At 68.1% G+C, this 26,355-nt stretch carries 24 protein-coding genes and 1 tRNA gene; 13 read left to right on the plus strand and 12 right to left on the minus strand.

The features are described 5' to 3' along the window. The first annotated feature begins 50 nt into the window (after positions 1-50). Complete coding sequence (locus ED92_RS36310) at positions 51-1,145, plus strand: hypothetical protein (RefSeq protein ID WP_152611095.1); 1,095 nt, start codon at positions 51-53, stop codon at positions 1,143-1,145. 88 nt (positions 1,146-1,233) lie between these two features. Here ED92_RS36310 and ED92_RS36315 read toward each other — a convergent pair. After that, positions 1,234-1,306: transfer RNA gene (locus tag ED92_RS36315), tRNA-Ala, on the minus strand. A 268-nt stretch (positions 1,307-1,574) separates the two neighbouring features. On the opposite strand from ED92_RS36315, the gene ED92_RS36320 reads away from it, so the two are divergent. From ED92_RS36320 to ED92_RS36360, 9 genes are all read left to right on the plus strand, one after another. Further along, on the plus strand, positions 1,575-3,728 hold the full coding sequence (locus tag ED92_RS36320) for an RICIN domain-containing protein (RefSeq protein WP_037346514.1): 2,154 nt from the start codon (positions 1,575-1,577) through the stop codon (positions 3,726-3,728). Positions 3,729-3,830: 102 nt separating this feature from the next. After that, positions 3,831-4,385: an HdeD family acid-resistance protein gene (locus ED92_RS36325; protein WP_037346515.1), complete on the plus strand. Its 555-nt coding sequence runs from the start codon at positions 3,831-3,833 to the stop codon at positions 4,383-4,385. Positions 4,386-4,423: 38 nt separating this feature from the next. Then, on the plus strand, positions 4,424-6,079 hold the full coding sequence (locus ED92_RS36330) for an FAD-dependent oxidoreductase (protein WP_037346516.1): 1,656 nt from the start codon (positions 4,424-4,426) through the stop codon (positions 6,077-6,079). Then, positions 6,076-7,497, plus strand: coding sequence for an ATP-binding protein (locus ED92_RS36335; protein ID WP_037346517.1), 1,422 nt, complete (start codon positions 6,076-6,078; stop codon positions 7,495-7,497). Before ED92_RS36330 ends, ED92_RS36335 begins: the two co-directional genes overlap by 4 nt. A 139-nt stretch (positions 7,498-7,636) precedes the next feature. Continuing rightward, positions 7,637-8,725, plus strand: a complete 1,089-nt coding sequence (locus tag ED92_RS36340; protein WP_037346518.1) for a hypothetical protein — start codon at positions 7,637-7,639, stop codon at positions 8,723-8,725. After that, the gene (locus tag ED92_RS36345; RefSeq protein ID WP_037346519.1) at positions 8,725-9,879 is read left to right on the plus strand and encodes a toxic anion resistance protein; all 1,155 of its coding nucleotides are present in this window, start codon (positions 8,725-8,727) and stop codon (positions 9,877-9,879) included. Before ED92_RS36340 ends, ED92_RS36345 begins: the two co-directional genes overlap by 1 nt. Then, positions 9,876-11,498 carry a VWA domain-containing protein gene (locus tag ED92_RS36350; protein WP_037346520.1) on the plus strand — a complete coding sequence of 541 codons (1,623 nt, stop codon included), beginning with the start codon at positions 9,876-9,878 and terminating at the stop codon, positions 11,496-11,498. Before ED92_RS36345 ends, ED92_RS36350 begins: the two co-directional genes overlap by 4 nt. Beyond that, positions 11,495-12,070, plus strand: coding sequence for a hypothetical protein (locus ED92_RS36355; RefSeq protein WP_037346521.1), 576 nt, complete (start codon positions 11,495-11,497; stop codon positions 12,068-12,070). Before ED92_RS36350 ends, ED92_RS36355 begins: the two co-directional genes overlap by 4 nt. Positions 12,071-12,201: 131 nt before the next feature. Continuing rightward, positions 12,202-13,308: a peptidase inhibitor family I36 protein gene (locus ED92_RS36360; RefSeq protein ID WP_037346523.1), complete on the plus strand. Its 1,107-nt coding sequence runs from the start codon at positions 12,202-12,204 to the stop codon at positions 13,306-13,308. A 42-nt stretch (positions 13,309-13,350) separates the two neighbouring features. Here ED92_RS36360 and ED92_RS36365 read toward each other — a convergent pair whose 3' ends face one another. After that, positions 13,351-14,145: an LmeA family phospholipid-binding protein gene (locus tag ED92_RS36365; RefSeq protein WP_037346525.1), complete on the minus strand. Its 795-nt coding sequence runs from the start codon at positions 14,143-14,145 to the stop codon at positions 13,351-13,353. Positions 14,146-14,190: 45 nt separating this feature from the next. Then, positions 14,191-14,445: a hypothetical protein gene (locus ED92_RS36370; protein WP_016331969.1), complete on the minus strand. Its 255-nt coding sequence runs from the start codon at positions 14,443-14,445 to the stop codon at positions 14,191-14,193. Between the two features lie 175 nt (positions 14,446-14,620). Between ED92_RS36370 and ED92_RS36375 the strand changes: the two genes are divergently transcribed. Further along, positions 14,621-15,316 (plus strand): trans-aconitate 2-methyltransferase, encoded by a 696-nt coding sequence (locus ED92_RS36375; protein ID WP_037346527.1) that lies wholly within the window; start codon positions 14,621-14,623, stop codon positions 15,314-15,316. Here ED92_RS36375 and ED92_RS36380 read toward each other — a convergent pair. Together ED92_RS36380 and ED92_RS36385 are read right to left on the minus strand one after the other, a co-directional pair. Further along, entirely contained in the window at positions 15,303-15,911 is a 609-nt protein-coding gene (locus ED92_RS36380) for a hypothetical protein (protein ID WP_037346528.1), read from the minus strand. The genes ED92_RS36375 and ED92_RS36380 overlap by 14 nt on opposite strands. Before the next feature lie 50 nt (positions 15,912-15,961). Then, the gene (locus ED92_RS36385; RefSeq protein WP_037346530.1) at positions 15,962-17,368 is read right to left on the minus strand and encodes a M20/M25/M40 family metallo-hydrolase; all 1,407 of its coding nucleotides are present in this window, start codon (positions 17,366-17,368) and stop codon (positions 15,962-15,964) included. Between the two features lie 110 nt (positions 17,369-17,478). Between ED92_RS36385 and ED92_RS36390 the strand changes: the two genes are divergently transcribed. Beyond that, on the plus strand, positions 17,479-18,624 hold the full coding sequence (locus tag ED92_RS36390; RefSeq protein WP_152611096.1) for a hypothetical protein: 1,146 nt from the start codon (positions 17,479-17,481) through the stop codon (positions 18,622-18,624). Here ED92_RS36390 and ED92_RS36395 read toward each other — a convergent pair. Then, positions 18,615-19,796 (minus strand): HNH endonuclease signature motif containing protein, encoded by a 1,182-nt coding sequence (locus tag ED92_RS36395; protein ID WP_235213479.1) that lies wholly within the window; start codon positions 19,794-19,796, stop codon positions 18,615-18,617. The two genes, ED92_RS36390 and ED92_RS36395, sit on opposite strands and share 10 nt — an antisense overlap. Before the next feature lie 127 nt (positions 19,797-19,923). On the opposite strand from ED92_RS36395, the gene ED92_RS36400 reads away from it, so the two are divergent. Continuing rightward, positions 19,924-20,370: a hypothetical protein gene (locus ED92_RS36400; protein ID WP_037346533.1), complete on the plus strand. Its 447-nt coding sequence runs from the start codon at positions 19,924-19,926 to the stop codon at positions 20,368-20,370. 96 nt (positions 20,371-20,466) lie between these two features. Here the strand turns inward: ED92_RS36400 and ED92_RS36405 are convergent, their stop codons facing one another. The 6 genes from ED92_RS36405 to ED92_RS36430 all read right to left on the minus strand — a co-directional run. Next, entirely contained in the window at positions 20,467-20,865 is a 399-nt protein-coding gene (locus ED92_RS36405; protein WP_037346535.1) for a hypothetical protein, read from the minus strand. After that, positions 20,865-21,602 (minus strand): hypothetical protein, encoded by a 738-nt coding sequence (locus ED92_RS36410; protein WP_037346537.1) that lies wholly within the window; start codon positions 21,600-21,602, stop codon positions 20,865-20,867. The genes ED92_RS36405 and ED92_RS36410 overlap by 1 nt, the downstream gene beginning before the upstream one ends. Positions 21,603-21,716: 114 nt before the next feature. After that, on the minus strand, positions 21,717-22,106 hold the full coding sequence (locus tag ED92_RS36415; protein WP_152611097.1) for a hypothetical protein: 390 nt from the start codon (positions 22,104-22,106) through the stop codon (positions 21,717-21,719). 444 nt (positions 22,107-22,550) lie between these two features. After that, positions 22,551-23,015, minus strand: a complete 465-nt coding sequence (locus tag ED92_RS36420) for a VOC family protein (protein ID WP_037346539.1) — start codon at positions 23,013-23,015, stop codon at positions 22,551-22,553. Positions 23,016-23,019: 4 nt separating this feature from the next. Next, positions 23,020-25,368 (minus strand): helix-turn-helix transcriptional regulator, encoded by a 2,349-nt coding sequence (locus tag ED92_RS36425; protein WP_037346540.1) that lies wholly within the window; start codon positions 25,366-25,368, stop codon positions 23,020-23,022. Further along, on the minus strand, positions 25,365-26,355 hold a 991-nt coding region (locus ED92_RS36430), incomplete at its 5' end, for a hypothetical protein (protein ID WP_063777644.1). The genes ED92_RS36430 and ED92_RS36425, both read right to left, overlap by 4 nt.

Raw genomic sequence — 26,355 nt, forward strand, 5'->3', positions numbered from 1 at the left:
GCTCCGCACAGCCCTGTGCGCCAAGACCGCCGCACAACAATCTGCTGGCCTTGCAGCGAGCGGCAGGAAACCGCGCGGTCAATGTTGCTGTCCAGCGGCAGGTGACGTTCAAGTCGGGCGGGCAGCCGAAGCGCGCGATAGACGTACGTACCGAGGACCTGCAAGCCGCTTTCGCGGCGCGTGAGTTCCTGCACCCGGAGATCCCGCCACGGTGGGGAGATCCCAGCGCGGTGCGACTCACAGCGCTGCGCGGCGCCCTGGCTGCGCTTGACGAGTCGGTGCACGACCACGGGCTCATTGATCTCGACGAAGAAGCAGGGGTCACCGCGCTCTGCCGGGCGTTGATCGCCATCGCTGGATCCGGTGAAAAGCCGGTGTCCGGGCTCCGCTACCCCAGGATGAACGCCGAGGTCATCACCCGCAAGACCCGCGCCGGGATCGAACTCACCCTGGCGAAGTGGCACGACTATGCCAAGAAGTGGGTGGATGACGCGAGCGAAGAACACAGCGAGTGGACCGCCGCACGGAACAAGCTGGGAAACCAGTACTACGAGGACGCCGCCCACCAAGATTTCCGCAAGCAGTACAAGGCCTTCAGGACCACCTACGAGCACATGGACGGTGTCATCCGGGAGTGCTCGGTGCTGCTGGTAGGACTGAAGCACGCGAGCAAGGAGGACCTTCGCAGGTTCCGCGCGGTGTACAAAGCGGAAGCACTCCAGGCGGTCGTCGAGTGGAGAGACGAGACCGCCGGTCACATCGAGAACATCGTCTCCAATCCGCACAATCTGACGCCGGCGAACGAGCATCACCGCGTGCCCGGTGCCGCAGCCGCGGTACTCGCCCTCACTGTCCTGCGGAACCGGGCCCACCACGGGGGGTCGGGCCAGGACATCACCCTCACCACGCTCAACAACAAAGTCAAAGCGATCTACGACCGGTACTACTTCCGCGTGCGAACCGAGGAAAACAGGATCTACGAACGACCGAAACGTGGAGAGCTCAAACGGAAAGGTGACGGCAGACTCAAGCCGGCCAAGACGACATGGCACAAGGAAGACGACATGGTGCTGACACCGGCTATGGCGGATCGACTGTTGAGCGACGTCCAGCCAAACGAATGGCTGACCACGCCGCCCGACTGAGGTTCGCCGTGTCAATTCTTAAAGTGAGGCGCAACGAAAAAACCGCCCTACCTCGGCGAATCTGCCAGGTGGGCGGTGTTTCGTACTGTGGAGCTAAGGGGACTCGAACCCCTGACCCCCTCACTGCCAGTGAGGTGCGCTACCAGCTGCGCCATAGCCCCGGAGCGGATTTGTTCTCCGCATCTCGTGTGTCCATACATTACACCGCCCGCGAAGGCCGTTCACTCGGGGGTCACTCTATGCGCCCGGGAGCCGGTCGAACGTCGATGACCTGCATCTTTGCGACTTATTTTTAGCCGTGTATTGACTCCGCGTGTGACCGCCGTTACTTTTCGAGCATCGTGACGCCGAGGTCCCCGCCCGCTACGCCGCGTCTCCACTGGGCTCCGCCTCAGCTCGCCCTGCCCGAATGACGCGGAGGAGACCCTGATGAGGGCCAGAGCAGTCCTGGTAGCCCTGTTTTCCCTGGTCGGAGCGCTGTTGGTGGTGGTTCCGGCAGCGCAGGCGGCCATCGTTCCCGACACCTGGTACACCGTGTCGACCACCGGCGGGAAATGCGTGGACGCGCGCGCCGCCGGGACGGCGAACGGGACGGTCGTCCAGCAGTACGCCTGCAACCAGACCTTTTCCCAGCACTGGCAGTTCCAGCCCACCTCGGGCGGCTACTACCGGGTCAACACCCGCAACGCCCCGGCGCAGGTGTGGGACGTCGCCGAGGTGTCGACGGCCGACGGTGGGCTGATCCACCTGTGGGCCTACGGCGGCGGGAACAACCAGCAGTGGCAGCCGGTCGAGGAATCGGGCGGGACGTATCACTTCGTGAGCCGCAACAGCGGCAAGTGCCTGGACATCCCCGGCCTCTCGACCCAGGACAGCACCCAGCTCCAGCAGTACGCCTGCAACGGCACCGGCGCCCAGTCCTTCCGGCTCACCCCGGTCTCCGGCGCCGCGAACCCCGACCTCGGGCCGAACGTGCTCGTCTTCGATCCGGGGATGTCGCAGTCGGCGATCCAGTCCCAGGTGAACAGCGTGTTCTCGCAGCAGGAGACCAGTCAGTTCGGCCCGAACCGGAAGGCACTGCTGTTCAAGCCGGGCTCGTACAACGTCGATGTGAACGTCGGGTTCTACACGCAGGTGCTGGGGCTCGGCCTGTCTCCCGACAACGTGACGATCAACGGGGCGGTGCACGCGGAGGCCGACTGGTTCCAGGGCAACGCGACGCAGAACTTCTGGCGTGGCGCCGAAAACCTGTCCGTCAACCCCAACGGCGGCACCGATCGGTGGGCCGTTTCGCAGGCCGCGCCGTACCGCCGCATGCATGTCCGCGGCAACCTGCAGCTCGACGACGGTGGCTGGTCCAGCGGTGGGTGGATGTCCGACGTGAAGGTCGACGGCCAGGTGCGGTCGGGCTCGCAGCAGCAGTGGATCTCGCGCAATTCGCAGTTCGGGAGCTGGAGCGGCTCCAACTGGAACATGGTGTTCGCCGGAGTCGGTGGCGCGCCGTCGACCAGTTTCCCCACTCCGCCGTACACCACGGTGAACACGACGCCGGTCGTGCGGGAGAAGCCGTTCCTCTACGTCGATGCCGCGGGTGCGTACCAGGTCTTCGTGCCTTCCAAGCGCACCAACGCCTCGGGGATCACCTGGGGCGCCGGCCAGCCGGGATCCTCGCTGCCGATCAGCCGGTTCTTCATCGCGAAGCCCGGCACGACGGCGTCGCAGATCAACGCGGCCCTCGCCGAAGGCAAGGACCTCCTGATCACGCCGGGCGTGTACCACCTCAACGAGACGCTGCGCGTCACGCGGCCCGACACCGTCGTGCTGGGACTCGGCCTGGCGACGCTGATCCCGGACAACGGCATCACGGCGATGACGGTGGCTGACGTCGACGGCGTCAAGATCGCCGGCGTGCTGATCGACGCGGGCACCGCGAACTCGAACACGCTGATGGAGGTCGGCCCGGCGAACTCCGCGCAGGACCACGCGGCCAATCCGACTTCGCTGCACGACGTGTTCTTCCGCATCGGCGGGGCGGGCGTCGGCAAGGCCACGAACAGCCTGGTGGTCAACAGCGACGACGTCATCGGCGACCACTTGTGGATCTGGCGCGCCGATCACGGCAGCGGGGTCGGGTGGAGCACCAACACCGCCGACACGGGCCTGATCGTCAGCGGCGACGACGTCACGATGTACGGCCTGTTCGTCGAGCATTACCAGAAGTACCAGACGATCTGGACCGGCGAACGCGGCCGGACGTACTTCTACCAGAACGAAATGCCTTACGACCCGCCGAATCAGGCCGCCTGGATGAACGGCTCGACGCGGGGTTACGCGGCCTACAAGGTGGCGGATTCGGTGACGAACCACGAGGCCTACGGGCTGGGCAGCTACTGCTTCTTCAACGTGAATCCGAGTGTGGTGGCGGATCGCGCGATCGAGGTGCCGAACAACGTGAACGTCCGGTTCCGCAGCATGGTCGCCGTCTCCCTCGGCGGGAACGGGACCATCGCCCGGGTGATCAACGACCGCGGTGGACCGGCCAATTCGGGATCGAACGTGGCCAACCTGGTCGCTTATCCCTGATGACCCCGGTGCGCGTCGTGATGGCGGTCGCGGCGCGCACCGGCCTCACCCCAACGGGTGGCGTGCCGCGCGCTCCCGGGCGGGCGCTCCGATACTCGGCACATGCCTCTCGTCGGTCTCACCGTCGTCGAACCCCGCCTGGCCTGGCCGCTCGCCGCCGTACGCGGGGTTTTCGCCCTCCTGTTCGGCATTCTCGCGTTGGTCTGGCCGGGAACGACCGTCCTGGCCCTCGCGATCCTCTACGGCATTTACGCCATCTTCGACGGCATCGGCGGCATCATGCAGGCCTTCCGGCCGGGCGACGCCGCTCATCGCGCCGCCTACGGTGTCCTCGGCGCGTTCGGGATCATCGCCGGTGTCCTCGTCCTGATCTGGCCCGGCATCACGGTGCTGGTGCTGGCCCTCCTGGTCGGTTTCTGGGCGATCTTCACGGGCATCGTCGAGATCGTCGCGGCGATCCGGCTGCGCAAGCAGATCGAAGGCGAGGCGTTCCTCATCGCGGCGGGCGCGCTGTCCCTGATCGCGGGCATCGTGATCGTGTTCAACCCGATCGCCGGCGCGTACGGGATCGCCCTCCTGGTCGGGATCTACGCCCTGCTGTACGGCGTGATGCTGCTCGTCCTGGCCTTCCGGCTGCGGAAACTCACCCAAGCCTGAAGGGCTAGGGGCTCGGCAAGAGGGCTTAGGCTGATCCGGTGAGCCAGCCGATCCTGTTGACCGTCGACGACGATCCCGCCGTATCCCGCTCGGTCGCCCGTGACCTGCGCCGAAGGTACGGAAAGGACTACCGGATCATCCGGGCCGATTCCGGCGCCGACGCCCTCGACGCGTTGCGCGAGATCAAGCTGCGCGGCGACGCCGTGGCCGCGATCCTCGCCGACTACCGGATGCCGCAGATGGACGGCATCGTCTTCCTCGAGAAGGCGATGGACCTGTTCCCGAACGCGCGCCGCGCGCTGCTGACCGCGTACGCCGACACCGACGCCGCGATCCAGGCGATCAACGTCGTCGACGTCGACCATTACCTGCTCAAGCCGTGGGACCCGCCGGAGGAGAAGCTCTATCCGGTCGTCGACGCGCTGGTGGAGACATGGCGCGCGGTGGGGGAGCGGCCGGTCGACGAGATCAAGCTCATCGGCCACCGGTACTCCTCGCCGTCGTTCCACCTGCGCGACTTCCTGGCGCGCAACGCCGTGCCGTACCGCTGGTACTCCGTCGACGACGACGAGGGCCGCCGGATTCTCGAGGCGGCGGACGCGGCACCGCACGACATCCCGGTGCTGGTCACCCCGGACGGCACGGTGCTGCGCCAGCCGTCCGGGCCGGAACTCGCCGACGCCGTCGGCCTCTCCACCCGGCCCACCCAGGAGTTCTACGACCTGATCGTGATCGGCGGCGGGCCAGCCGGGCTCGGGGCGGCCGTGTACGGCGCGTCGGAGGGCCTGCGCACGGTCATCGTCGAGCGCAAGGCGACCGGCGGGCAGGCGGGCACCAGCTCCCGCATCGAGAACTACCTCGGCTTCCCGGACGGCGTTTCCGGTGCGCAGCTCACCGACCGCGCGCGGCGGCAGGCACTCAAGTTCGGCGCCGAAGTGCTCACCGCCCGCGACGTCGTCGGCCTGGAGGCCCGCGGCTCCGCGCGGGTGGTCATGTTCGGCGACGGCACCGAGATCTCCGCGCATTCCGTGGTGCTGGCCAGCGGCGTCACCTACCGGGCCTTGGAGGCTCCCGGTGTCGCCGAGCTAGCCGGGCGCGGCGTGTACTACGGCTCGGCCGCGACCGAGGCGCCCGAGTGCAAGGGCGAGCACGTCTACATCGTCGGCGGCGCGAACTCGGCGGGGCAGGCGGCCGTGTTCTTCTCCAAACACGCCGCCGACGTCACCATCCTCGTCCGCGGCCAGTCGCTCGAAGCGTCGATGTCGCACTACCTGATCGAGCAGATCGCCGGGATCGAGAACATCCACGTCCGCACCCGGACCACCGTGGTCGAGGCGCACGGCGACGATCACCTCGAACGGCTGACCCTGTGCGAGAACGGTGGCGCGACCGAGACCGTGCCCACCGGGCACCTGTTCATCTTCATCGGCGCCGCCCCGCGCACCGACTGGCTCGGCACCGAGATCCAGCGGGACGACCACGGTTTCGTGCGCACCGGGCCCGATCTGCTCACCGACGGCGGCCCGCCGCCGGGCTGGCCGCTGGACCGCGACCCGCACTACCTGGAGTCGTCCATCCCGGGCGTGTTCGTGGCGGGCGACGTCCGGGCCGCGTCGGTGAAGCGTGTCGCGTCGGCCGTCGGCGAAGGCGCCATGGCGGTCACCCTGGTCCACCGGTACTTGGAGGAGCAATGAGCGTTCTGCCCAGGGAAGAACTGCGCGGGCTCTTCCTCTTCGAGCACCTCAGCGAGGAACAGCTCGACTGGATCGACGAGCACGCCGTGCTGGAGCAGTACACCGGCGGCACCACGGTCATGCGCGAGGGTGAACCGGCCACGTGCTTCTATCTCCTGCTGTCGGGCGCGTTGCGGATGACGCGGCTCGTCGGCGGCACCGAGGTCGAGACGATCCGGTCCGACCAGCGCGGTGCGTACTGCGGCGCGACGCAGTTCTTCGTGCACCAGGAGACCGAGCACACCTACGGCGCTTCGGTGCACGCTGTCAGCGACATCACCTTCCTAACCCTGCCCGCGGCCGAATTCGCCACCGAGTTCCGCCGCTGGTTCCCGATGGCGACGCATCTGCTGGAGGGCATGTACCTCGGCTGGCGCAACAGCGACACCGTCATCGGTTCGCGACGGCGCCTGCTGGCGCTCGGCGAGCTGTCCGCCGGGCTGACCCACGAGCTCAACAATCCGGCGGCCGCCGCCGTCCGCGCGACGGCGTCACTGCGGGAGCGAGTCGCCGGGATGCGGCACAAGCTCGCGATGCTGGCGAAGAAGAACGTCGACCCGACGCTGCTGGAGCAGCTGCTCGACATCCAGGAACAGCTGGTCAAACAGGTCGCGGCGGCGCCGAAGCTGACCGCGATGCAGCAGGCCGACCGCGAGGACGAGATCGGCGACTGGTTCGACGACCACGGCATCGACCAGGGCTGGGATCTCGCCGACATCTACGTCCGCGCCGGGCTGACGGTGCCGGATCTCGACCGGCTGCTCGACGCGGTCGGCGAGACCTTCCTCGACGGCGCCGTCCGCTGGCTCGCGTACGCGCTCGAGACCGAGATGCTGATGGGCGAGATCGAGGATTCGACCACCCGGATCTCGGTACTGGTCGGCAAGGCCAAGCAGTACTCGCAGATGGACCGCGCCCCGCACCAGTGGATCGACGTCCACGAAGGCCTCGACTCGACCCTCGTGATGCTGGCGGGCAAGATCGCCCCGGGGATCCGCGTGGTGAAGGAGTACGACCACACGATCCCGAGGATCCCGGCGTACGCGGGCGAGCTCAACCAGGTGTGGACGAACGTCATCGACAACGCGCTCGGCGCCATGGGGACCGAGGGCACGCTGACCCTGCGGACGTCCCGGGTGGACGATCACGTGCACGTCGAGATCGGCGACACCGGGCCCGGTATCCCGGCGGAGGTGCGGCAGCGGATCTTCGAGCCGTTCTTCACCACGAAACCGGTGGGGCAGGGGACCGGTCTCGGCCTGGACATCTCCTGGCGCATCGTCGTCGAACGGCATCAGGGCGATCTGCGGGTCGATTCGGCGCCGGGTGACACGCGGTTCACCGTGTGCCTGCCGGTCTCGGAGCAGTCCGTGATCTGATTTCCCTTATCCCCCAAGGTTTCGCCAGAAACTACCGACGGCTTCCGTTCATCGATCGTTCACTTCGAAATGGCTCGCCCGCGCGTCAAAAGAGTCGTACGGGCTGAAAGATCGAGCCTGTGAACGAGGGGGTTGGCCGGTGAAACGCCGTCTGTCGATCGGTCTGGCCGTGGTGCTGCTGCTGGCCGTGGCCGCGGTGATCGTCTGGGGCCGGGACGGTGACGAGAACACCGCGCAGGGCACGGATCTGACCACGGTGCGAGGGGTCATCGGTTCGGAGAAGCTCGCCTTTTTCTCCGACAAACGGGTGGCGGACGCGTTCGCGAAGCACGGGCTGAAGGTCGAGGTCGACACCGCGGGCTCGCGGCAGATCGCGAGCATGGACCTCGGGAAGTACGAGTTCGCGTTCCCGTCCTCGTCGCCCGCCGCGCAGCGGATCCAGCGCGATCACCAGGTGACCGGCGTGCACACGCCGTTCCAGTCGCCGATGGCGGTCGCGACGTTCGAGCCGATCGTGAACCTCCTAAGCGCCAACGGGATCGTGCGCAAGGGCGCCGGTGAGTATCAGGTGCTCGACATCGCGAAGTACCTGGAAGCCGCCCAGAAGGGCACGCGCTGGGACCAGCTTCCCGGCAACACCGCGTTCCCCGCGCGCAAGAACGTGCTGGTCACGACCACGGACCCGCGCGAATCGAACTCGGCGGCGATGTATCTGTCGATCGTTTCCTTCGTCGCCAACGGGAACAACGTCGTCAGCACGCCGGAAGCCGAGGCGAAGGTGCTGCCCGCGGTGTCGAAGCTGTTCATCGACCAGGGATACACGCAGAACAGCACCGAAGGCCCGTTCGAGGACTACCTCGCGGCGGGGATGGGCAAGACCCCGATGGCGCTGATCTACGAGTCGCAGTTCGTCGACCGGCTGGTGCGCGCCGACGGGTCGATCCGGCCGGACATGCGGCTGCTCTACACCGCGCCGACGGTGTACTCCAAGCACACGCTCGTACCGCTGAAACCGAACGGCGACCAGGTGGGCAGGCTGCTCGCGACCGACCCGGAGCTGGGGAAACTCGCCGCGACCTTCGGTTTCCGTACCGGGGATCCGCGTTTGTTCGCCGACGTCGTCGCCGCGGCCAAGGCGCCGGTGCCCGCGGATCTGGTGGACGCCGTCGAGCCGCCGTCGTACGAAACGCTGGAGCGTCTGCTCGACGCGGTGAAGAAGCAGTACTGATGGACGATTTCACGCTCACTCCACCCGAACCGGTGGAGGCGATCCCGGCCGAGCGCGCGGCCGGCCTGGTCACCCTCGCGCCGGAGGTCCACGCTGAGATCGCGAAGCGCGCGGAGGGGTTCGCCCGCCGCCTCGAAGCGCTCGACGTCCGGTCGCCCGACTTCACGCGCGTCCTGGACGAACTGCTCGCGGTCGGCGAGTCCGACATGCGCGCGGCGGCGACCGTCGCCGGTGCGCTGCTGGACCGGTCGACGCGGGCGCTCACGGAAATCGGGTCGCCACAACACCAGGCGACGGTGAGCCTGGCCGGGCTCCGGCGGGCCGTGGCGGAGATCGATCCGGCGAAACTGCCGATCACCGGCCGCAAGCTGATGGGGCTGATCCCGGTCGCGAGCAGCGCGAAGAAGGCTCTGGACCGCTACCGCGCGGCCAACGAGCCGGTGAACGCGCTCGTACTCGATCTGCGGGCGCGGCAAGACCATCTGCGACGGGACAACGCCGCGCTCAAGGGTGAACGAGAACGCCTGTGGGCGACGCTCGGCAAGCTGTCGGAAGCGGCAGCGTTCGCCGAAGCCGTCGACACGGCCGTCGACCGCCAAGCCGGGATCTTCGACTTCACCGACCCCGCGCGGGCCAAGGCCTTGCGGGCGGACGCGCTGCATCCGATCCGGCAGCGGCATCAGGATCTGCTGACCCAGCTCGCCGTCAGCGCGCAGGGTTATCTCGCGCTGGATCTGGTGCGGCGCAACAACGACGAGCTGATCCGCGGGATCGAACGGGCGGTATCGACCACGGTCGCGGCGCTGCGGGTCGCGCTGGTGGTGAGCGGGGCGCTCGCCGGGCAACGCGACGTGCTCGACGAAATCCAGGCCGTGCAGGCGACCACCGACGGATTGATCAGGGCCAACGCCGAAATGCTGGAACTGCGCAGCGCCGAGATCCGGCGCGCGGGCAGCGATCCGGCGGTGGCGGTGGCGACGATCCGCGAGTCGTTCGAGCGGATCTACCGGAGCATCGACGCGATCGACGAGTTCAAGGCGGGGGCTGTCTCGACGATGGCGGCGACCGTGGAGGCGCTGTCGGGGGAGATCCGGCGGGCCGAAGACCATCTGCGCCGGTCTCACGAGACGGCGGCGGCCGAGGGGGCATCGTGAAACGCTGGGCTGTGCTCACGGTGGCGGCGATCTGCGCGCTGTCACTGGTTTCCTGTGATTCGAGCGAAGGTGGGACGGGGCTGGGGGAGGCCGAAGCAGGCACCTTGCGGGTGCTCGCGGGCAGCGAACTGGCCGACCTGCGGCCGCTGCTGGAACAGGAGGCGGCGGCGACCGGCGTCAAGGTCAAGTTCCAGTTCACCGGGACGCTGGAAGGTACCGAGTCGCTCGCGAACGGCAAGGTGGACGGCCAGTACGACGCCGTCTGGTTCTCGTCGAACCGGTATCCGGCGGCGGTTCCGGAGGCCGCGAAACGGCTGGGCGAGCAGGTGAAGATCATGAGCTCGCCGGTGGTGCTCGGGCTGTCCGCGTCGGCGGCGCAACGGCTCGGCTGGGCCGGGCGCCCGGTGGGCTGGGGTGAGATCGCCGAACAGGCAGGCAAGAAGGCCTTCACCTACGGCATGACGGATCCGTCCGCGTCGAACTCCGGTTTCTCGGCGCTCGTCGGGGTGGCGTCGGCGCTCGCGGGGGCGGGCAACGCGATCGACGCTCAGCAGATCGCTTCCGTCACCCCGAAACTGACCGAGTTCTTCAGCGCGCAGGCGATGTCCGCGGGCTCGTCGGGCTGGCTTTCCGAGGCCTACCAACGACGGGCGAGCGGCCAGGATCCCGGCAAGAAGGTCGACGGCCTGATCAACTACGAGTCCGTCCTGCTTTCGATGAACGCGAGCGGGAAACTGCCCGAACCGCTGACGCTGGTGTATCCCTCCGACGGTGTCGTGACCGCGGACTATCCGCTGACGTTGTTGCAGAGCGCGAATTCCGACGCGCGGGACGCGCACCGCAAGCTCGCCGAACGGCTGCGGACGCCGGACACCCAGCGCAAGATCATGGAGACCACGCAGCGCCGTCCGGTCGTGCCGGGGGTCCAGCTGGGGCAGCAGTTCGCGCGAAAGGATCTCGTCGAGCTGCCGTTCCCCGCGACGCAGCAAGCGGTCGACGCGTTGCTGGGCGCCTACTTCGACAAGATCCGGCGGCCGTCGCGGACGCTGTACGTGCTCGACACCTCCGGTTCGATGTCGGGAGACCGGATCGAGTCGCTGCGCGCCGCACTAATCGGGCTGACCGGCGCCGACGGTTCGCTGACCGGACGGTACCGCCGGTTCCGCAGCCGTGAGGAGGTCACGATGCTGCCGTTCGACACCGTGCCCGGCAGCCCGGAGACGTTCACCGTCCCGGAAGGCGATCCACAACCCGCGTTGGACAAGATCAAGCGCTTCGCCGAGGGCCTCGACGCGAACGGTGGCACGGCGATCTACGACAGTCTTCAGCGCGCGTACGACATCATGGGACCTTTGGTCGCGCGGGACCCCGATCGCTTCAACTCGATCGTGCTGATGACCGACGGGCAGAACGCGAACGGCGCCAAGTTCTCGGATTTCCAGCTGAGGTTCCCGTCGTTGCCGGAGGCGATGCGGCAGATCCCGGTGTTCACCGTGATCTTCGGCGAAGGCGACTCCGCCGAACTCGGCGAGGTCGCGAAACGCACCGGTGGCAACGTGTTCGACGCCCGAGGCGACGTGCTGCCCAAGGTGTTCCAGGAAATCCGCGGGTACCAGTGATCGGTTACCTCGGCTCCACGAAGAACCTCGCCGGCTGCGTCGGCGGGCTGATCGGGCTGGCGCTGTACCTGACCGGCGTCGTCGGCGGGTTGTGGCCGCTGGTAGTGGCGGGACTGTACGCGGTGTTCGCCCTGCTCGCGCCGCCCGAGAAGGTCCGGCTCGTCTCGGTGGACGCCGTCGCCGAGGCCGGGCAGCTGCGGGCGGACCTCGAATCGCTGGTGGGCAAGGTGACCGAACGCGCGCAGCGGATGCCCGAGTCCTCTGTGGACGGTGTGCGGCGGATCGCGGAGGTGCTCGAAGACCTGCTCGCGCGACCGGAGCGGTGGGCGGCGAACCCGGATGTCCAGCACGCCGTCACCCGGTTGGCGCGAACGGATCTGCCGCTTTCGGTGGAGACGTATCTGAATCTGCCGTGGTGGTTCGCCGCCAAAAGGCCGGCCGAGGAACTCCTCGCGCAGCTGGAGCTGCTGGAGACCGAAGCGCACCGGATAGCGGAACGCTTCTACGCCGGTGACGTCCATCAGCAGGCCGACCACACGCGATATCTGCGCGAGCGCGGCGAATCGGCCTAGCGGTCCCGTTCAGTGGCAAGCGAAAAACAGTCTGCCGGTCGTTCTGCATGGGCAAGCCGGTTTCCCCGTGGTGGACTCGTGACGCCGATCCGATCATGGTCGGTATTCCGTCTTCCCCAGGGAGTTCAGACGTGCACAAGTACAGACTCGGGGCGGCCTTCCTGGCCGCTGTGGCGATGTGTCTCGCCGTCGTCGTGCCGGCGAACGCCGCGGAACGTGACGAGCACTGTGTCGCCGACACGATCACCGGAGCCTTCCGGTGCTTCGACAGCGTGGGCGAGTCCCTCGCCGCGGCGTCGGCGGGTGAGGTCGGCGCGTCCGCGACAGTGATCAGCGTGCTCTACGAACACGCGAACTTCGGCGGCGCGAGTGTCGCCGTCACCGGATCGCCGTGCGTCGAGGGGACGAACCAGACCATCGGCTTCCTCGGCTCGATGAACGACAAGGTCTCCTCGTTCCAGACCTTCTACAACTGCTACATCACGATGTACGAGCACGCCGAATACCAAGGCGCCACCCAGGAGTGGTACGCCAACGACAGCGCCAACTACGGGTCGGACATGAACGACAAGGGCAGCTCCGTGGTGTATTCGCGCGGGCCGTCCCGCGCCGAACTGCTCAAGGACTGCGGCCGCGCCACCAAGACCTGCAACGCCCACGTCGACCAGCGCGGCCAGGACTTCTACGGCGAGTGGAACCGGGTGGACACGGTCTTCAACTGCAGTGCCAACAAGATCACCCAGGTGATCGGCAAGCGGGACACCCGCAGCGGGAAGAACACGGTGTCGAACGAGATCAGCGTGAGCGCGGGCTTCGAGTTCCTCGTCCAGTGGACGGTCGCCTACAAGCGCACGTGGGGCCAGGAGTGGGGCTGGGAGACCAGCGAGAACGTCGAGACCCGGATCGAGGTGAATCCGGGCTACTGGGCGGGCCTGGACCGCTCTCCGGTGATGCGCGTGGGCTACGGCTCGTACGACATGTGGTACGACAAGCGCCGATGGGGCCACCACCAGTGGTACGTCTGGAACTTCAGCGGTGAGGGCCCGGCGCCCGGCGTCGTGGGCCAGACCAGGACCGTCGGCAAGAAGATGACCTCGGACGAGAAGAAGAGGGTGTGCGGCAAGAAGACCGGTCTCGTGCGGTCGTCCGCCCTCGCGGAGGCGGAAACCGCCGCCGCGCCCGTCGCGAAGCCCGCCGCGCCCGCGGTGCGTGTCGCGCAGGGCGCGTTGCACAGCTGATCCGATGATGGCCCTCGTCACCGTGGCGAGGGCCATCGCCGGTCACCGTCCGCCGAGTCTCGGCAGGGTCAACGTGGTCACGGCCGTCGTCACCCAGCCCAGCAGGTCGCCGAGCGGGATCGTGGACAGCTTCTCGGGCCATTCCTCGGCCAGCGCGTGCAGGACCAGGTGACCGTCGTGCGCCTCGACCGCGGTGAGCCGGATCCCTTGTGGGAGTTCGGGCAGCGGCAGCACGATCGGTTTGAGCCGGGACGGCGGGCCGAACCGGCGGCGTCCGATGTGGACGGACATCGGCCGGAGGACGACAGCGTCGTGCTCCACAGTGGACTCCAGGGCGAGATGTCCCCAACGGGGCCGCTTTTCCCAGCGGATGTGGAAATGCCCGTCGTCGCCGGGGGTCACGATGATGCCCGGCCGGACCTCGGCCACATGGGCCTGGAGGACTTCCGGCGATACCCGGATCGCCATCTTCACCTGTTCGGGGATGGCGGCCGGGGAGGGGAGTGAGCGAAGGCGCACGTTCGACGCCAGGACGGTGATGCGTTCGAGCGGGGTTTCCGGCCAGTCGACGTCCTCGACGACGATGCGGACGTCGCCGACCCGGCCGGTGGCGGCCAGACTGAGGCTGTCGGTCTGGTAGTCGAGCCCGGTCAGGGTGAGACCGACGTCGTGCCCGTCCACCTTGGCCGTCAGCCTGCGCCCGACCAGCTGCTCGGTCACGGTCTTCAGGATCGCGGCCGGGGTCACGGGCACGTTCGGCAACAGCGCCCGCCCGGCGGCGGCCAGGCCGAACAGCTCGGGAAGCGGGTTCAGGTCGAACCATCTGCCGTCGCTCATCCGTCCAGTGTCGCCGAACGGGACGCCGATCGCCGCCGCAGGGGGTCAGCGGGCCGCGAAACGGGCGATGACACCCGCCAGGATCACCCAGAACGCCGCGGCCAGACCGTAGTCGAGGATGACCGCGAGATTCGGGTCACTCACCGGGAAGAGACCCGGCCAGAACAACGCCAGCGGCCTGGCCAGCGCCTGGATGAAGATGAAGAAACCGTTGCCCGCGTTGGCACCCGCGAGCACCATCACCATGTACAGCAGTTCGATGAAAGCGAACAGCGCGCCGATGCCGGTGATGACGCGCACGGCGGTGTTGCTCCTACTGGTGGTTCGCCATCTGGACATGCCGGAAAAGTTCCCGCACTCCGGCGGGACAAACGCGTCAAGGGCCAAGTTGCGCCGATCGGCCGTACCTCGCTTACTACCCGGAGACGGACCGTGACGCACTGCTCAGTTGGTGATATCGATTATCATTACCGGTATGACTGGGGACTGGAACGACGGCTGGGATCGACTCATGGCGCGGTATCAGCCGGGACGTGAGCAGGCGATCGAGCGGATGATCGACCTGATCGCGGCGCGCTGCGACGGTCGGGCGCCGAGGGTGCTGGACGTAGGTGGCGGTACGGGCACTCTCTGTTCCCGTCTGCTCGCGCGTTTTCCCGACGCGGAGGTCACGCTGGTCGATCTCGACCCGGTGATGCTGGCGATCGCTCGCGCGTCGCTGCCGTCCTCGGTGGAGGTGGTCCAGGCCGATCTGCGTGATCCGGGCTGGGCCGCCTTGTTGTCGTACAGCGGCTACGACGCCGTGCTGGCGATCATGGCATTGCACTACCTGCCGCCGGACCGGCTGACAGCGTTGTACGCCGAACTCGCCGGGCTGGTGCGGGCGGGCGGTTTCGTGGCGAATGTGGACGACATGCCGGAAGGGGAAGTCGTGGCGTCCGCGAGCGATGACGGCTCTTGGAGCGACTGGTGGGGTCAGGTCGCGGCGGATCCCGTGCTGGGACCGGCCGTGGTTGAACGGGCTCGGCTGTTCGGCGATTCGTCCTCAGCGGAATGGCATCCTCCCGCCGAGTGGCATCTGCGTGCCTTGAAGGCCGGGCCGGTCGACGAGCCCGCCGTGGCGTGGCGGAACGGCGACCAGGCCGCTGTGGTGGCCTTCAGGCCTCGCTGAACGGCGGATCGTCGAGCGGGGTGCCTCGCCATTGCCACCCGGCGCGCGACGGCCGTCCCGGTAGCTCCGTGCGATCCGTCGCCCACAGCAATGCCGTCCAGGGATCGACGCCGGTGACGTCGACATCCGGGAACATCCGCGCGAGCACTCGCGAGCAGACATCGCGCGGCGGATCGAGGGTGACGTCGAGCCCCCTGGCCATGTCCTCGCCGTGGACCAGGACTTCGACGCAGCCCATCCCGGCGAAACCTTCGAGGTCGGCGCGGCCGCTCGGGTGGTACGCGCGGACGTCCGGGGCCACCGTGCGGAGCGTGGCGCCCAGGATGCCGCCGGCGACCGTGACGAACTCCAGCATCTCCGACGGAGTCGCGGCCTGGTCGGCGACGGCTTCGAAGCAGACGAAACGTGGTGTCGACGGCCGCGCGATCAGCAGGCCCGCATAGGAGATCAGGCAGTCGCCGAGGTGTTCGGCCGTGCGCCAGGCGTTCAGATCGCCGGTGCCCGACGCCGCCGACCAGTCACGGCCCGACGCCTGGCTTAGTTCACCGACCACGCTCGCGATCGCGGCGTCGAGGTCGCCGGGGGTGACTGTCATCGTGGCATCAGCTCAGCGACCTCAACTCAGCGTCTTCAACTCGGCAACCCTCAACTCGAGGGCGTCGGAAACGCGACCGGACCGCGGTGGCCGTTCTTGCCGACCGCGCGGACACCGAAGAACACGTTGTCCTTCGACAGATCCACTTTAGCCTCGGTCGTGTCGCCGACCGTGACCAAGTGCGTCCAGTCGGGCGCCGTCGTCTCCCTCCAGACGACCTCGTAACCGGCGAGATCCGGGTCTGTCCCGCGCCGCCACACGAGATCCGTCTCGTTCGTCAGCCGGTTCGTGCGGATCCGGACGTCTTCGGGGGTACCGGGCGCGGTCGCCAGCGACCACATCGTCGCGGCGTTCACCCGGGCGACCCTGGCGATGAACGGGAAGTCGCAAAACTCGGGCAGATCGCCGAACCGCTTGCCGTTCTCCACGCGGACGTCCTGATGCTGATGGGCGTAGTCCTCGTGCGGTTCGGTGAACCGCGCGGCGGGATACCCCTGTTCCAGGAACGGGATGTGGTCGCCGCCGCGGAGGTAGCGGTCGCGCCGGTGGATCACCCGTACGGTCATGCCGGTCGCTTCGTTGTCCGCGACCGAGCGTACGAACCGCGCCAGCTGACGGGAGGGCGAGTCGTTCTCCCCGCCGACCGCGCGCCGGATGTCGGCCTGCGCCGGGGTTTCCGACGTCGGCACGCCCTCGGCGAACAACCGGATCGTGCGCGGGTCCCGCGTCCCGTCGTCCGCCCGGCTGGAACCGACGATGTCGTTGGTGAACATCGCCTGCACGTTCGTGCCGGCCGTCTTGAACAGCGTGGCCATGTGCCGTGCGCCGAACAGGCCCTGTTCCTCACCGGCGACCGCGGCGAACACGATGGTCGCGGCCGGACGGCGAGTGGCGAGCACCCGGGCGAGCTCCATCGCGACGGCCACCCCGGAGGCGTCGTCGTCGGCGCCCGGGGCGTCCTTCGTCGCGTCGAGCGGGTCCGAACACCGCGAGTCGTAGTGACCGGACACGACGTAGACCCGTTCCGGGGTGGTGGAGCCGCGCAAGGTGGCGACGACGTTGGTGATGGTGGTCGCGACCGGGATCCGAGGCGGGGCGGGCTGCTGGAGATACGACTGCGCCTCGACCGTCATCCGGCCGCCCGACCGCTCCGCGGATTTCGTCATCTCCGCGAGGATCCAGTCGCGGGCGGCGCCGATTCCCCGGACAGGGTCGGTCTGCGAGGACAACGTGTGCCGGGTTCCGAAGGCCGCGAGTCTGCGTACGGTGGCCTCGATGCGGTGTTCGTCTATCTCGCGGAGGATCGCTCGGAGTTCGGCGTCGGGTCGTTGTGGGGTGAGGCGTTCACCGGCCTCTTCGGCGCCGGCGCTCGGTGCGAGGGTTGCAGATGACAGGGCGGCCGCCGAGAGCGCGGCCGACGTGGACAGGAAAACTCGTCTGGACCTTTCCTCAGCCATTCTCTCGTTCCTACGCGTTCCGTCATCGGGCGTCTACCCGCGAAAAGGATGAGCGCGGTGGGTGGTGGATCGGGGAAGATCGCCGGGTGATCTTCGGGAGAAGCAAGTCCGTGGCCGAGGCACTCCAGGAAACTTTGGAGAGCAGGGGACAGCGCGTCGGCGTACTCATCGATGCGCTCATGCGCGTCGACAAGTCCGGCGACGACTCCGCGATCAAGGCCGCCTTCGCGACGATCACCGAGACACCGGCGCTCGTCGCGACTCTCGACGTGTACTGCCGATCTCAGCCGGCCTTGGCCGACGTCGGGCTACCGCTCACGGGACGTGGGGCCGGACCGTTGACGACGGCGATCGCCGCTTCACACGGCAACGGTCGAGTCCGCGAGGTGGCGGTCACGAAGATGCTGGCGAACCCACGCCCGGAGATGCTTCCGTTCCTGCTGGTGCGCATGACGGATTGGGCGTCTCCGGTCCGCGACGCCGCCCGCATGGGTGTCGTCCGGCTGCTGCACGACAAGCCATCGACGTACCTCCAGCCCGCCGCCGAAACGATGCTTCACCTGCGGCGTCGTCGTCGCGGGGGCTTCGGCGTCCAGCAGTTGTACGCGGCTGCTTACGACGCCCCCGTGGCGGTGCTCGAGCAGCTGATGTGCTCGGCGACCTCCGCGGTGCCGAGGTTCGCGTTCGAAGTCAGAACCCGGCGTGGCGATCTCAGACTCGACGAGATGGTTCGGCTTGCCCTGACGAATTCCGACAAGGGTCTCCGCGCCCGTGCCGCTGAGGCCGCCGCCCGCGAGGCCGTGTGGACCGGTCGCGTGGACGTCCTGCGCAAGCTGGCCGCCTGCCGGTACGGCGAGGTACGGATCAGCGCGCTGACCGGACTCGCTCGCCTCGGCCACTGGAACGAAATCGCCGGTCTGCTGGACGATCGTTCCTCACTGATCCGTGCGCTCGCACGGGATGCTGCCCGGCGTACGGGCGTCGACGCTGTCGACTGGTACCGGTCGGCCGTTTCCGCCGCGAACCCATCCTTGGGCGCCATCGCGGGCCTTGCCGAGTCGGGGCGGAAAGAGGACGGGGAGCTGCTGTATCCGTTGCTGAGGCACCCTGCGGCCAGGGTGCGGGCCCAAACTGTTGGGGCGCTTCGGATTCTGGACGCCATCCCGGTCGATTCGGTGAGGTCGATGGTCGAGGATCCTTCCCGTCGGGTGGTCAGGGCGGCCTTGAAGGCTTTGGGGCCACGGGCTCAGGTCTGAGTTTCATCGTCCTCGGGGCCTGTGCGTGGTTCGTGGAACGGCTCTGGCGCTGACTCATAGGTATGGCCGCTCGGCGTGGTGATGATCATGCCGCCGTCACCGGTGGGTACGGCCGACCACCCGGGTTCCTCCTTGAGCAGGTTGTGGTTCTTGCAGTGGACATGACAGTTGTGGTGATTGGTCTTCCCGTTGCGAGCCCGCGCGATGATGTGGTCGATCTCGGAGGCATCGGCCGGAAGGTGGCAGCCTGGTTGTGTGCACTCGCGATCCCTCGCCTTGATCAAGCGGGCCAAGGACGCCGGTGATCGGTACTTGTCACCGCCCGCCTCGAGCAGTTGGCCCGTGGCGGAGTCGGTGATCAGCCGGGACCAGGTGGACCCGGGGTCTGAGGCGATCTCGCGGACCAGCCAGTCGGGGATGGGGCCGTACCCGGCCAGCGTCGCGGGATCGTCGCGCGCGCCGACGAGTGTCAAGAAGTCGACATAGACATGGATGTGGGCACGCGGCTTGCCCCGACCGTTCTCGGCCAGTAGCCGTTCGGCGAAGATGTCGGCGCGATGCTGGTCGAGCGTCCGGGATTTGTCCTTGTTCCGCCGGGAGCGCGCTGCGCGGCTCATCGAGGCGTAGATGGAACTGGCGACTTCCGTGGGAAGGTGGCCGGAGAGTGTGGACATGGTCTCGTCGTCGTGTTCCAACGAGATATGCCGCAAGGCGCGTTTCTTGGCCGCTCGTTCGCGATAGCCGTCGGGATCGAATTTCTGCACGGCATGTCTCACCGAACCCCGGATCGCTCCGGGATCACGGTCGGCGAGACGTTTGGTCAGCCAGGCGTCGACCTGTGCCGCGACTTCGTCCGACACCTCTCTGGTCAGCTGCATAACCTTGGAAGCCTTGTACAGGTCGATATCGCCACGCTCCAACGCCGCCAGCGTGTTCGGCAGGCGGGCGACGAGGGCGCAGGAAGTCTCGACGAGCAGGAACGCGTGATTGCGGGTGACCGAGAAGCGCAAGGCGACCTCCTCGGTCACGGATCTTCGTGATCCACCGCGAGCGGCGAAATCGGCTAACGCTCGTACCTGACGTCCTTGCGTCCGCCGAAGCGAAAGCTCTTCGTCGAACGCGGCGTCGAGAATGCGAGCGGCTTTCGGGTTATAAGCGAGAGTTGTGGTCATGCCCATGATCATACTCGAACTTACGTTCGAATAGTGGCGAGAGCGTGATCGAATTTACGCGGAGAGTGAACGGGCCAGTCATGGCTGTTAGTCCCGGCTGAGGCGCGATCGCTGATTGAATGGGAAGGTGAGCGACTACCCGAGGCTGCTGGAAGACCGAGAAGTATTGGTGGCGCGTGCCGGTGAAGGGCGACGGGCGCGGCTGCGGGGCTGGCTGGACGGTTACGACGGGCCAAGGCCGCTCTATCGGATCGAGCTGTTCCTGGGCGTGGACCGGTTTACGGCCACCGCCATGGACATGTTCGAGGCGCTGGCCCGGCTGCGTCGTCAGCTGGAACCCGGGGGTTGGGCCATCGCCGTTCAAGGCGCCCGCCGCGACACCTACCCGAGCGGGATGTGCAGGGACATGGGCGGCGGGATGCAGATCTACGTCATGCGCACTGGCGAAAAGACTTCGGAAGCGGACCTCGTCGATACGCTTGCTGATGCGGAACTCGACCAGATCGTCACTGCCGCGGAACAGGAAGCCTGGCACGCCGAATGGTGGGAAGCGGCCACCGGTCGCCGGCTCTGAGCGCACGTGAAGGGAACTGTCATGAGCCAGGCGAGCGGGGGCGACGGCAGACGACGCAACCGCGACCTCGTTGCTCGCCACCGCAACGCCTGAGCCTCACTTGTCGGTGGTGCTTTCCCAGAGTGCATAGAACGTAGAACGGGAAACAGCTGTGAGGCCGGGGTCGAGTGCTTGATCGGTGAGTCCGCCGGCTTCATCCTCGATATTCCGCCACCAGTAGCGGCGAATGGCCCCGGACGAATCCAGCTCGATTTGCTTGATGGCCACTGTCTCGTGCTCGACCACGACCGCTTCCCACAGCCAGCGAGCTCCTTCGTCGACCAGGCCTTCATGGTCCACGTACTCGTAGTACTGGCGAAGCCCAGCGCCCTCGTCCAACGCCCGATACCTCGCGACGCTTGCCCGGAAGGCGGCTTCAGTCTCGTGCGGCCAGTGCCGTTGGGCTGCCAGACGCCGGTAGTACGCCTCCACGTCCGGCGGAAAGTCGGTCACCATCAGAGTGCGCCGGTGGTTGAGTCGGAAGACGCGGGATCCAGCTCTGTATCGGGCCATGACTGTGGCGCGGGCCCGAACGCGCGTCGGGCGGCTCGGACCGCCAGGGAGGCGAGGGTGGCGTTGGCGCCGCCGCCGATCACCGCGCCGATGCCGAATGGAGCCACCCTGCCGAGCACGATGATGCCCTGCTTGGTGCCGTACTTGGTGATGAAGTTCTTGCCCAGGACCTTGTTGATCTGGCGGAGCGTCGCCGTGGGCACCTTGCTGACGAGCTGGCGGGCCCAGTGCTGGCCGGTGCGCTCGGCGGCCTTGCCGACAATGGTCGTGGAACCGGAATGTCCGAGGAGAATCCCCATGACCAGTGTGCGACGGCGTTCGATCTCGTCCAGCTGAACGCCGTGGACCTCGGCGACCGAAAGCACGAACAAAGTGCTCAGTTCAAGCGAAGAAAATGCCTCACCCGCCGACAAGGCCAAGGCGACCCCGGTGCCGACGGCGGGTGCGGCCGCGGTGGCCCCGACTGCGGCTCCGGTGCCTGCCAAGGCACTGACGTACATCCGTTCCAGCGTGCGCACGACTTCTGCGGGCGTCGCATCCGGGTTGCGCTGACGGGCCCGTGCGATGTTCTTGCGCACCAGCGGTGTCTGCAAGCCGATGGCCTTGTCCAGCAGTTCGAGGATCGGCTGTCCCGGCCCGCTTGCCGCCGGTACCGGGCGTTCAAGGGCATCAGAGGCCACAGCGAGCTCCTTCGCGTCGTCAAGTTGCCGCCAAGTCTCGCACTGGCGCGGCCAGAGGCGTCGAGTTGTCGCAGTGGTGATCCCTCCGCCGACGGCCCGTGCGAGTCGGCGACCCTACTTGACCAAGTGGAAGGCAGGATGTGCGCACCACGCGGCCATCGCCGGTGCGTCGAGGTAGACGTAGTCCTCGCCACGGATGCAGCGTCCGTTGCGGTCGAAGTGTTCAAGCAGGCTTGCGGAAGGGCGAGTCTTGAATTTGACGAACACCCAGCCCTCGGTCTTCTCGGCGATTCGTTGTGCAAGGCTGCCCAGCACTGGCCTGCCGATGAGATCGCTGACGAAGATGTGCAGCCCGATGTCGCAGTGCATTGTCCTGCCTGCTGCCTGTTCGACGATTTCGATCTCCGAGGGATCGGTTTCGTGGTCAGGCCGATCGAGGGAGTAACGGTAGGGAAGCCCATCGGCCGAGTGCCAAAAGCGCGGGTCATCGGCGTTGCGGGTCATCCTGCCCGAACCGCCCGCACGGATGGCTGCCCCCAGAGGTACCGACGCAGCGCCCAAACGGCTGTCACCATGGGCTGACCGGACGAGAGGCCTGCCTCATGTCGCTGCGAACCCCCCGATCGCTGACCGACGCCGGAGCCGAGCCCTTGGCCACCCGCGTACCCACGACGCGGTCGACCAGACCGTCGGGACCGCGACGCTGACATCTGGATGAAGAACGCGATGAGCCGGGTCTTCGACGAACATCCTGGGCACACAGACTTCCGAGGGACCGACGAGTACAACCAGAGGCTTTCGGAGCGACGGGCGCAGGCCGTGGTCCTCGCGGAGGACGGGTCGGTTGCACACGTCCGGGCGCGGCGAGGCGGAGCCGGTCGACACCAACGGAACGTCGGCGCAACCGGAGGGTCGAGCTCGGATCGACGCCGTGATCCCAGGTCGCGCTCAGGGGTTGGCAGCAGGGTCGTCGAAGTCGAGCGGCGGCATCGTCGCCACATCCTGGGCCCAGGTGTCGCGGAATCCCGGCTGCACCGCGAGATCGACCAGGTCGATCCGCGCTCCGATGCTGTCGAGCCGGTGGTAGGTGAAGGAGCGACCGTAGGGGCAGGAGTCGAACTCGATCGGCGCGCCGCGATCCGCCAGGCGCTGTTTGTCCGTCATGACGTCCTTGGACCAGTAGCCGATGTGGTCGAAGCGGGACCCGTCGGTCGCGTCCCACGGGCTTCCGGCGGGTCCTTGGATCACCTCGAAGAACGGCGGCCCATCGGTCGAGAACACGATGTCGTAGTCCCAATCCCCGAGGGTGCCCGCACGAACCGGACTCCAGGTCACGCCGAGGGTGCGGGTGAGGTCTTCGGTCGCCTGTCCGATGTCTCGGACGACGAAGCACAAGTGGTAGAAGGCGTTCAACTACTCAACCCTCGCCCGCCGCAAGCAACTCCCGCAACATCGCCAGCAGTTCCCGCCGGTCCCCGGCCCCGAGTTTGCCCCGGATCCGTGCCATGTGGTGCTCCACGGTCTTCCCCGAGATGAACAGTTCGCTCCCGGCCTGCTTGTACGTCAGCCCGCCGACGACGAGACGGGCGACCTCCAGTTCCCGTTCGCTCAAGGCGTTCAGCCCGGTGGCCGCGACGGGTTCCGGCGCCCGGCCTTGGAACTGCCGGGCCGCTTCGAGCAGCTGGACCATCGCCTTCCGGTCGGAGGTCCGGATCGCCGCCTGCCCGGCCAGCCGGGACGCGTCCCAGCAGAGCCCGAGTTCGTGCAGTTCCGACGCGGACGCGGTGATCGATTCCGGATCGAAGCTGCCGGTCAGGACCGCGAGCCAGCCGGACGCGGCGGCGGCGAGGGCGGCGGGATAGCGGCCGCAAGAAGCGAAATCGTTCAACGCGGCCAGATGTTCGCCCGCCGACGTGTGGTCCTCGACGGTGATGGCGGCGTGCAGTTCGTGCCAGCGCAGGGTGGCCGTCCACAGTGGAGGGTTGCCGAGCGCGTCGAGCACGGCGTGTGCCCGCTCCAGCTGCCCGGCCAGTTTGGCGCTCGCGCCGCCCCGTGCGGCCGCGATCGCGAGTTCTCCCAGCGGCAGCAGCGAATACAGGTCCGGCTGCTGGCGCATCGAAGCCTGATACGCCCGGTCCCAAGAACGTTGCAGGCCGGGAAGATCGCTCGCCCGCCGTGCCAGGCCCAGCTGCAGAGTGGCGGCGAAGAGTTCGTCGCGCGCTTCGAGACCGTCCGGTGGCATCAGGGCTTCGGCTGCCGTCTTGAGGTCGCCCGCGGTCATGGCGACCCAGCCGAGCAACAGCCGGTGCCGCTTCGCGAGCAGGTCGCCGCCGATCCGGCCGTTCGCCGCGCGGCTCAACACCGACTCGGCCAGCGCGAGTTCGCCGGAATGCAGACCCACCAACGCCGCCAGGGCCGCCGGGCTGTCCGGCAGCGGAGCGGGCGCGCCCGTCGATTCCAGCATCGAAGCCGCGCCCAGCAAGGCGGACAGGGTTTCGGCGCCGCAACCCGACACCGAATCGGTGATCGCCCGCGCCATCCGCGAGGCGGCACCGGCGAACAACGTCGGGACTTCGGGAGTTTCCAGCACACCCCGGGCGGCTTCGAGTTTTCCGGTGCCCAGCAACGCGATCGCGGCGAACGCCTTCGACGCGGCCCGTCCGGACCATTGGTACAGCTCCGCGCTGTGCGCCAGTTCGCCGCGATGCGCCAGCACGGTCGCGGCCACCTCGGCGCCCGCGGCCCGGGCGTCCGTGTCCGAAGTGCTGCCGAGCATGCCGTCGCCGAGCCGCAACGCGGTGTCGAGGTCACCGGCCAGCGCCGCGGCGTGCGCCCAGCCGACGGTGAGCGCCGCGCCGCGCCCACCGGCCTCGGACGCGGCCTCGTAGAACCGCGCCGCGAGTTTCGTGTCGTCGGGCATCGCCTCGCGTGCGGCGGCTTCGAAGGCCGCAGCCGCGCTCGCGCCCGAACTTCCCGTTCCCAGCAACGACTTCGCGAGGTCCAGCACCGGAAGCCCGTCCCGCAACTGGAGTTCCACGAGCCGCTGCAGCACCGTCAGCCGTCGTCCCGGCGAACCCCAGGTCCGGATGGCTTCGGCCGCGATCGGCAGCAGGACGTCGTCCTCGCCGAGAAGACCGGTCGCCCTGGCACTGTCGAAGATTTCGGGCAGGCCTTCGCGATCACGGTTGAGGAGTGCGGCGAGGAGATCGAGATTCCGGCCCGCACCCGCCTCCGCCGCGATCAGGTAGCGGTGCACGTCGTCGTCCAGCTGCTCCAGTTCGCCGCGGAAGTCCGCGAGCCGCCCGGTGACCGCGCGCACGACGAGTCCCGGCACACCACCGGTTCTGAAGTGGACTTGGGCCGCGGTGGCCGCGTCGCCCCCGGAGTGCTCGACGAGCTTCCGGACGTCGTCGACGCCGAAAGCGCCCAAGGACACCGATCTGCCGAAGGAATCGGCGAGCGTGCGCAACGCCTTCGTGCGCGCCGTCCGGAAGGCCAGCACCACGGGCCCCGTCGTTTCCTCCGTCCGTGCCTTGATCTTCGCGAGCTCGTCGTCATCGAGCTGGTCGGCGTCGTCGACCAGCAGCGCCTCGACACCGGCGTCGGCGTAGCGACGTCCGAGCAGGCCGAGCAGATGGGTCTTGCCGTACCCGCCGGGGGCGACGACGGTGACCCGCACCGGGACTTCCGGGGCGGTGGTCACCTCGTCGAGCAGGCGCCGGGCACCCGGCTGGATGATGCCGGGCTGGTCGAGCAGTGCGTTCAACAGCGACCTTCGGGGGAATCGGTGGCACCGGGGGTGGGCGGCGCGCACGAGCTCGAAGTGGTGGGAGGGGCTTCGGGACCCTTGTCGGCGGTGGCTTCTCGAGTGGTCAGGGTGAGCAGCAGGGTGGTCGCGGCCAGCACCACGACCGCGGCTCCGGCGACGAGGGGCTTGCGCCGGCTGAGCAGTTTCGCCGCCCCGGTGCGTTCTGGCAAGGGGAACGGGGTGATGTCCACCGGCGGCCGTTCGGGCCGCTCGGTGAGCTCTTCGGGGGTGTCGACCCGGGGGAGCAGGGTGGTTTCGACGGTCGCGACGGCGTGCGATCCCGCGCCGCCGGGTTGAGGAAGGTCACGTCGCGCGGCGATGTTGGCCGCGCCGGTCGCCACCGTCAGCACCGGGTCGCTCGACGCGAAGACGGGGCACGGTGTCCGGCCGGGAACCGGCGGTGCCTCGCCGCAGAGCACGATGCCCGCCAGCGCCTGGGGCGGGACCCCGGCGCCGTGCGCGAGTTCGAAGACCTTGCCGACGGCTTCGGCGGGGTCGACACCTTCCAGCGTTTTGACGGGTTGCCAGCCGTTGACGGCGGTGGCGGCGGCGATCGTGACGACCGCGCCGTCCGGGCCGAATTCGCAGACACCGGCGGTGACGTCGCCGTGCGGGGCGAGGTACGCGTGCAGTGCGGCGACGGGCGACGCCACCAGTGCGGCACGGGGGAATCCGGCTTCCGCCAGCGCCCGGCGCAGCAGGTCGCGGCGGAACGAGCCCCAGCCCACGGGATGCGTGAGCACGATGTGGTGCGGTTTCTCACCGAAGCGTTCGGCCGCTTGATCCACCGCCGCGTCGACGAGGACCGCGCTGAGGGATTCGGCGGGGAACCGCTCGCCGCCGACGATCACGGGAACGTCGTCGCCGACCCGTTCGTGGAACCCGGTGAGCAGACGGGCGGGCGCGGACCGGCCCGCCCCGCCCGCGGCGGCCCCGGGGGGCCGG

It is taken from the genome of Amycolatopsis sp. MJM2582 (genome assembly GCF_000754115.1).
Classification (GTDB): Bacteria; Actinomycetota; Actinomycetes; order Mycobacteriales; family Pseudonocardiaceae; genus Amycolatopsis; species Amycolatopsis japonica.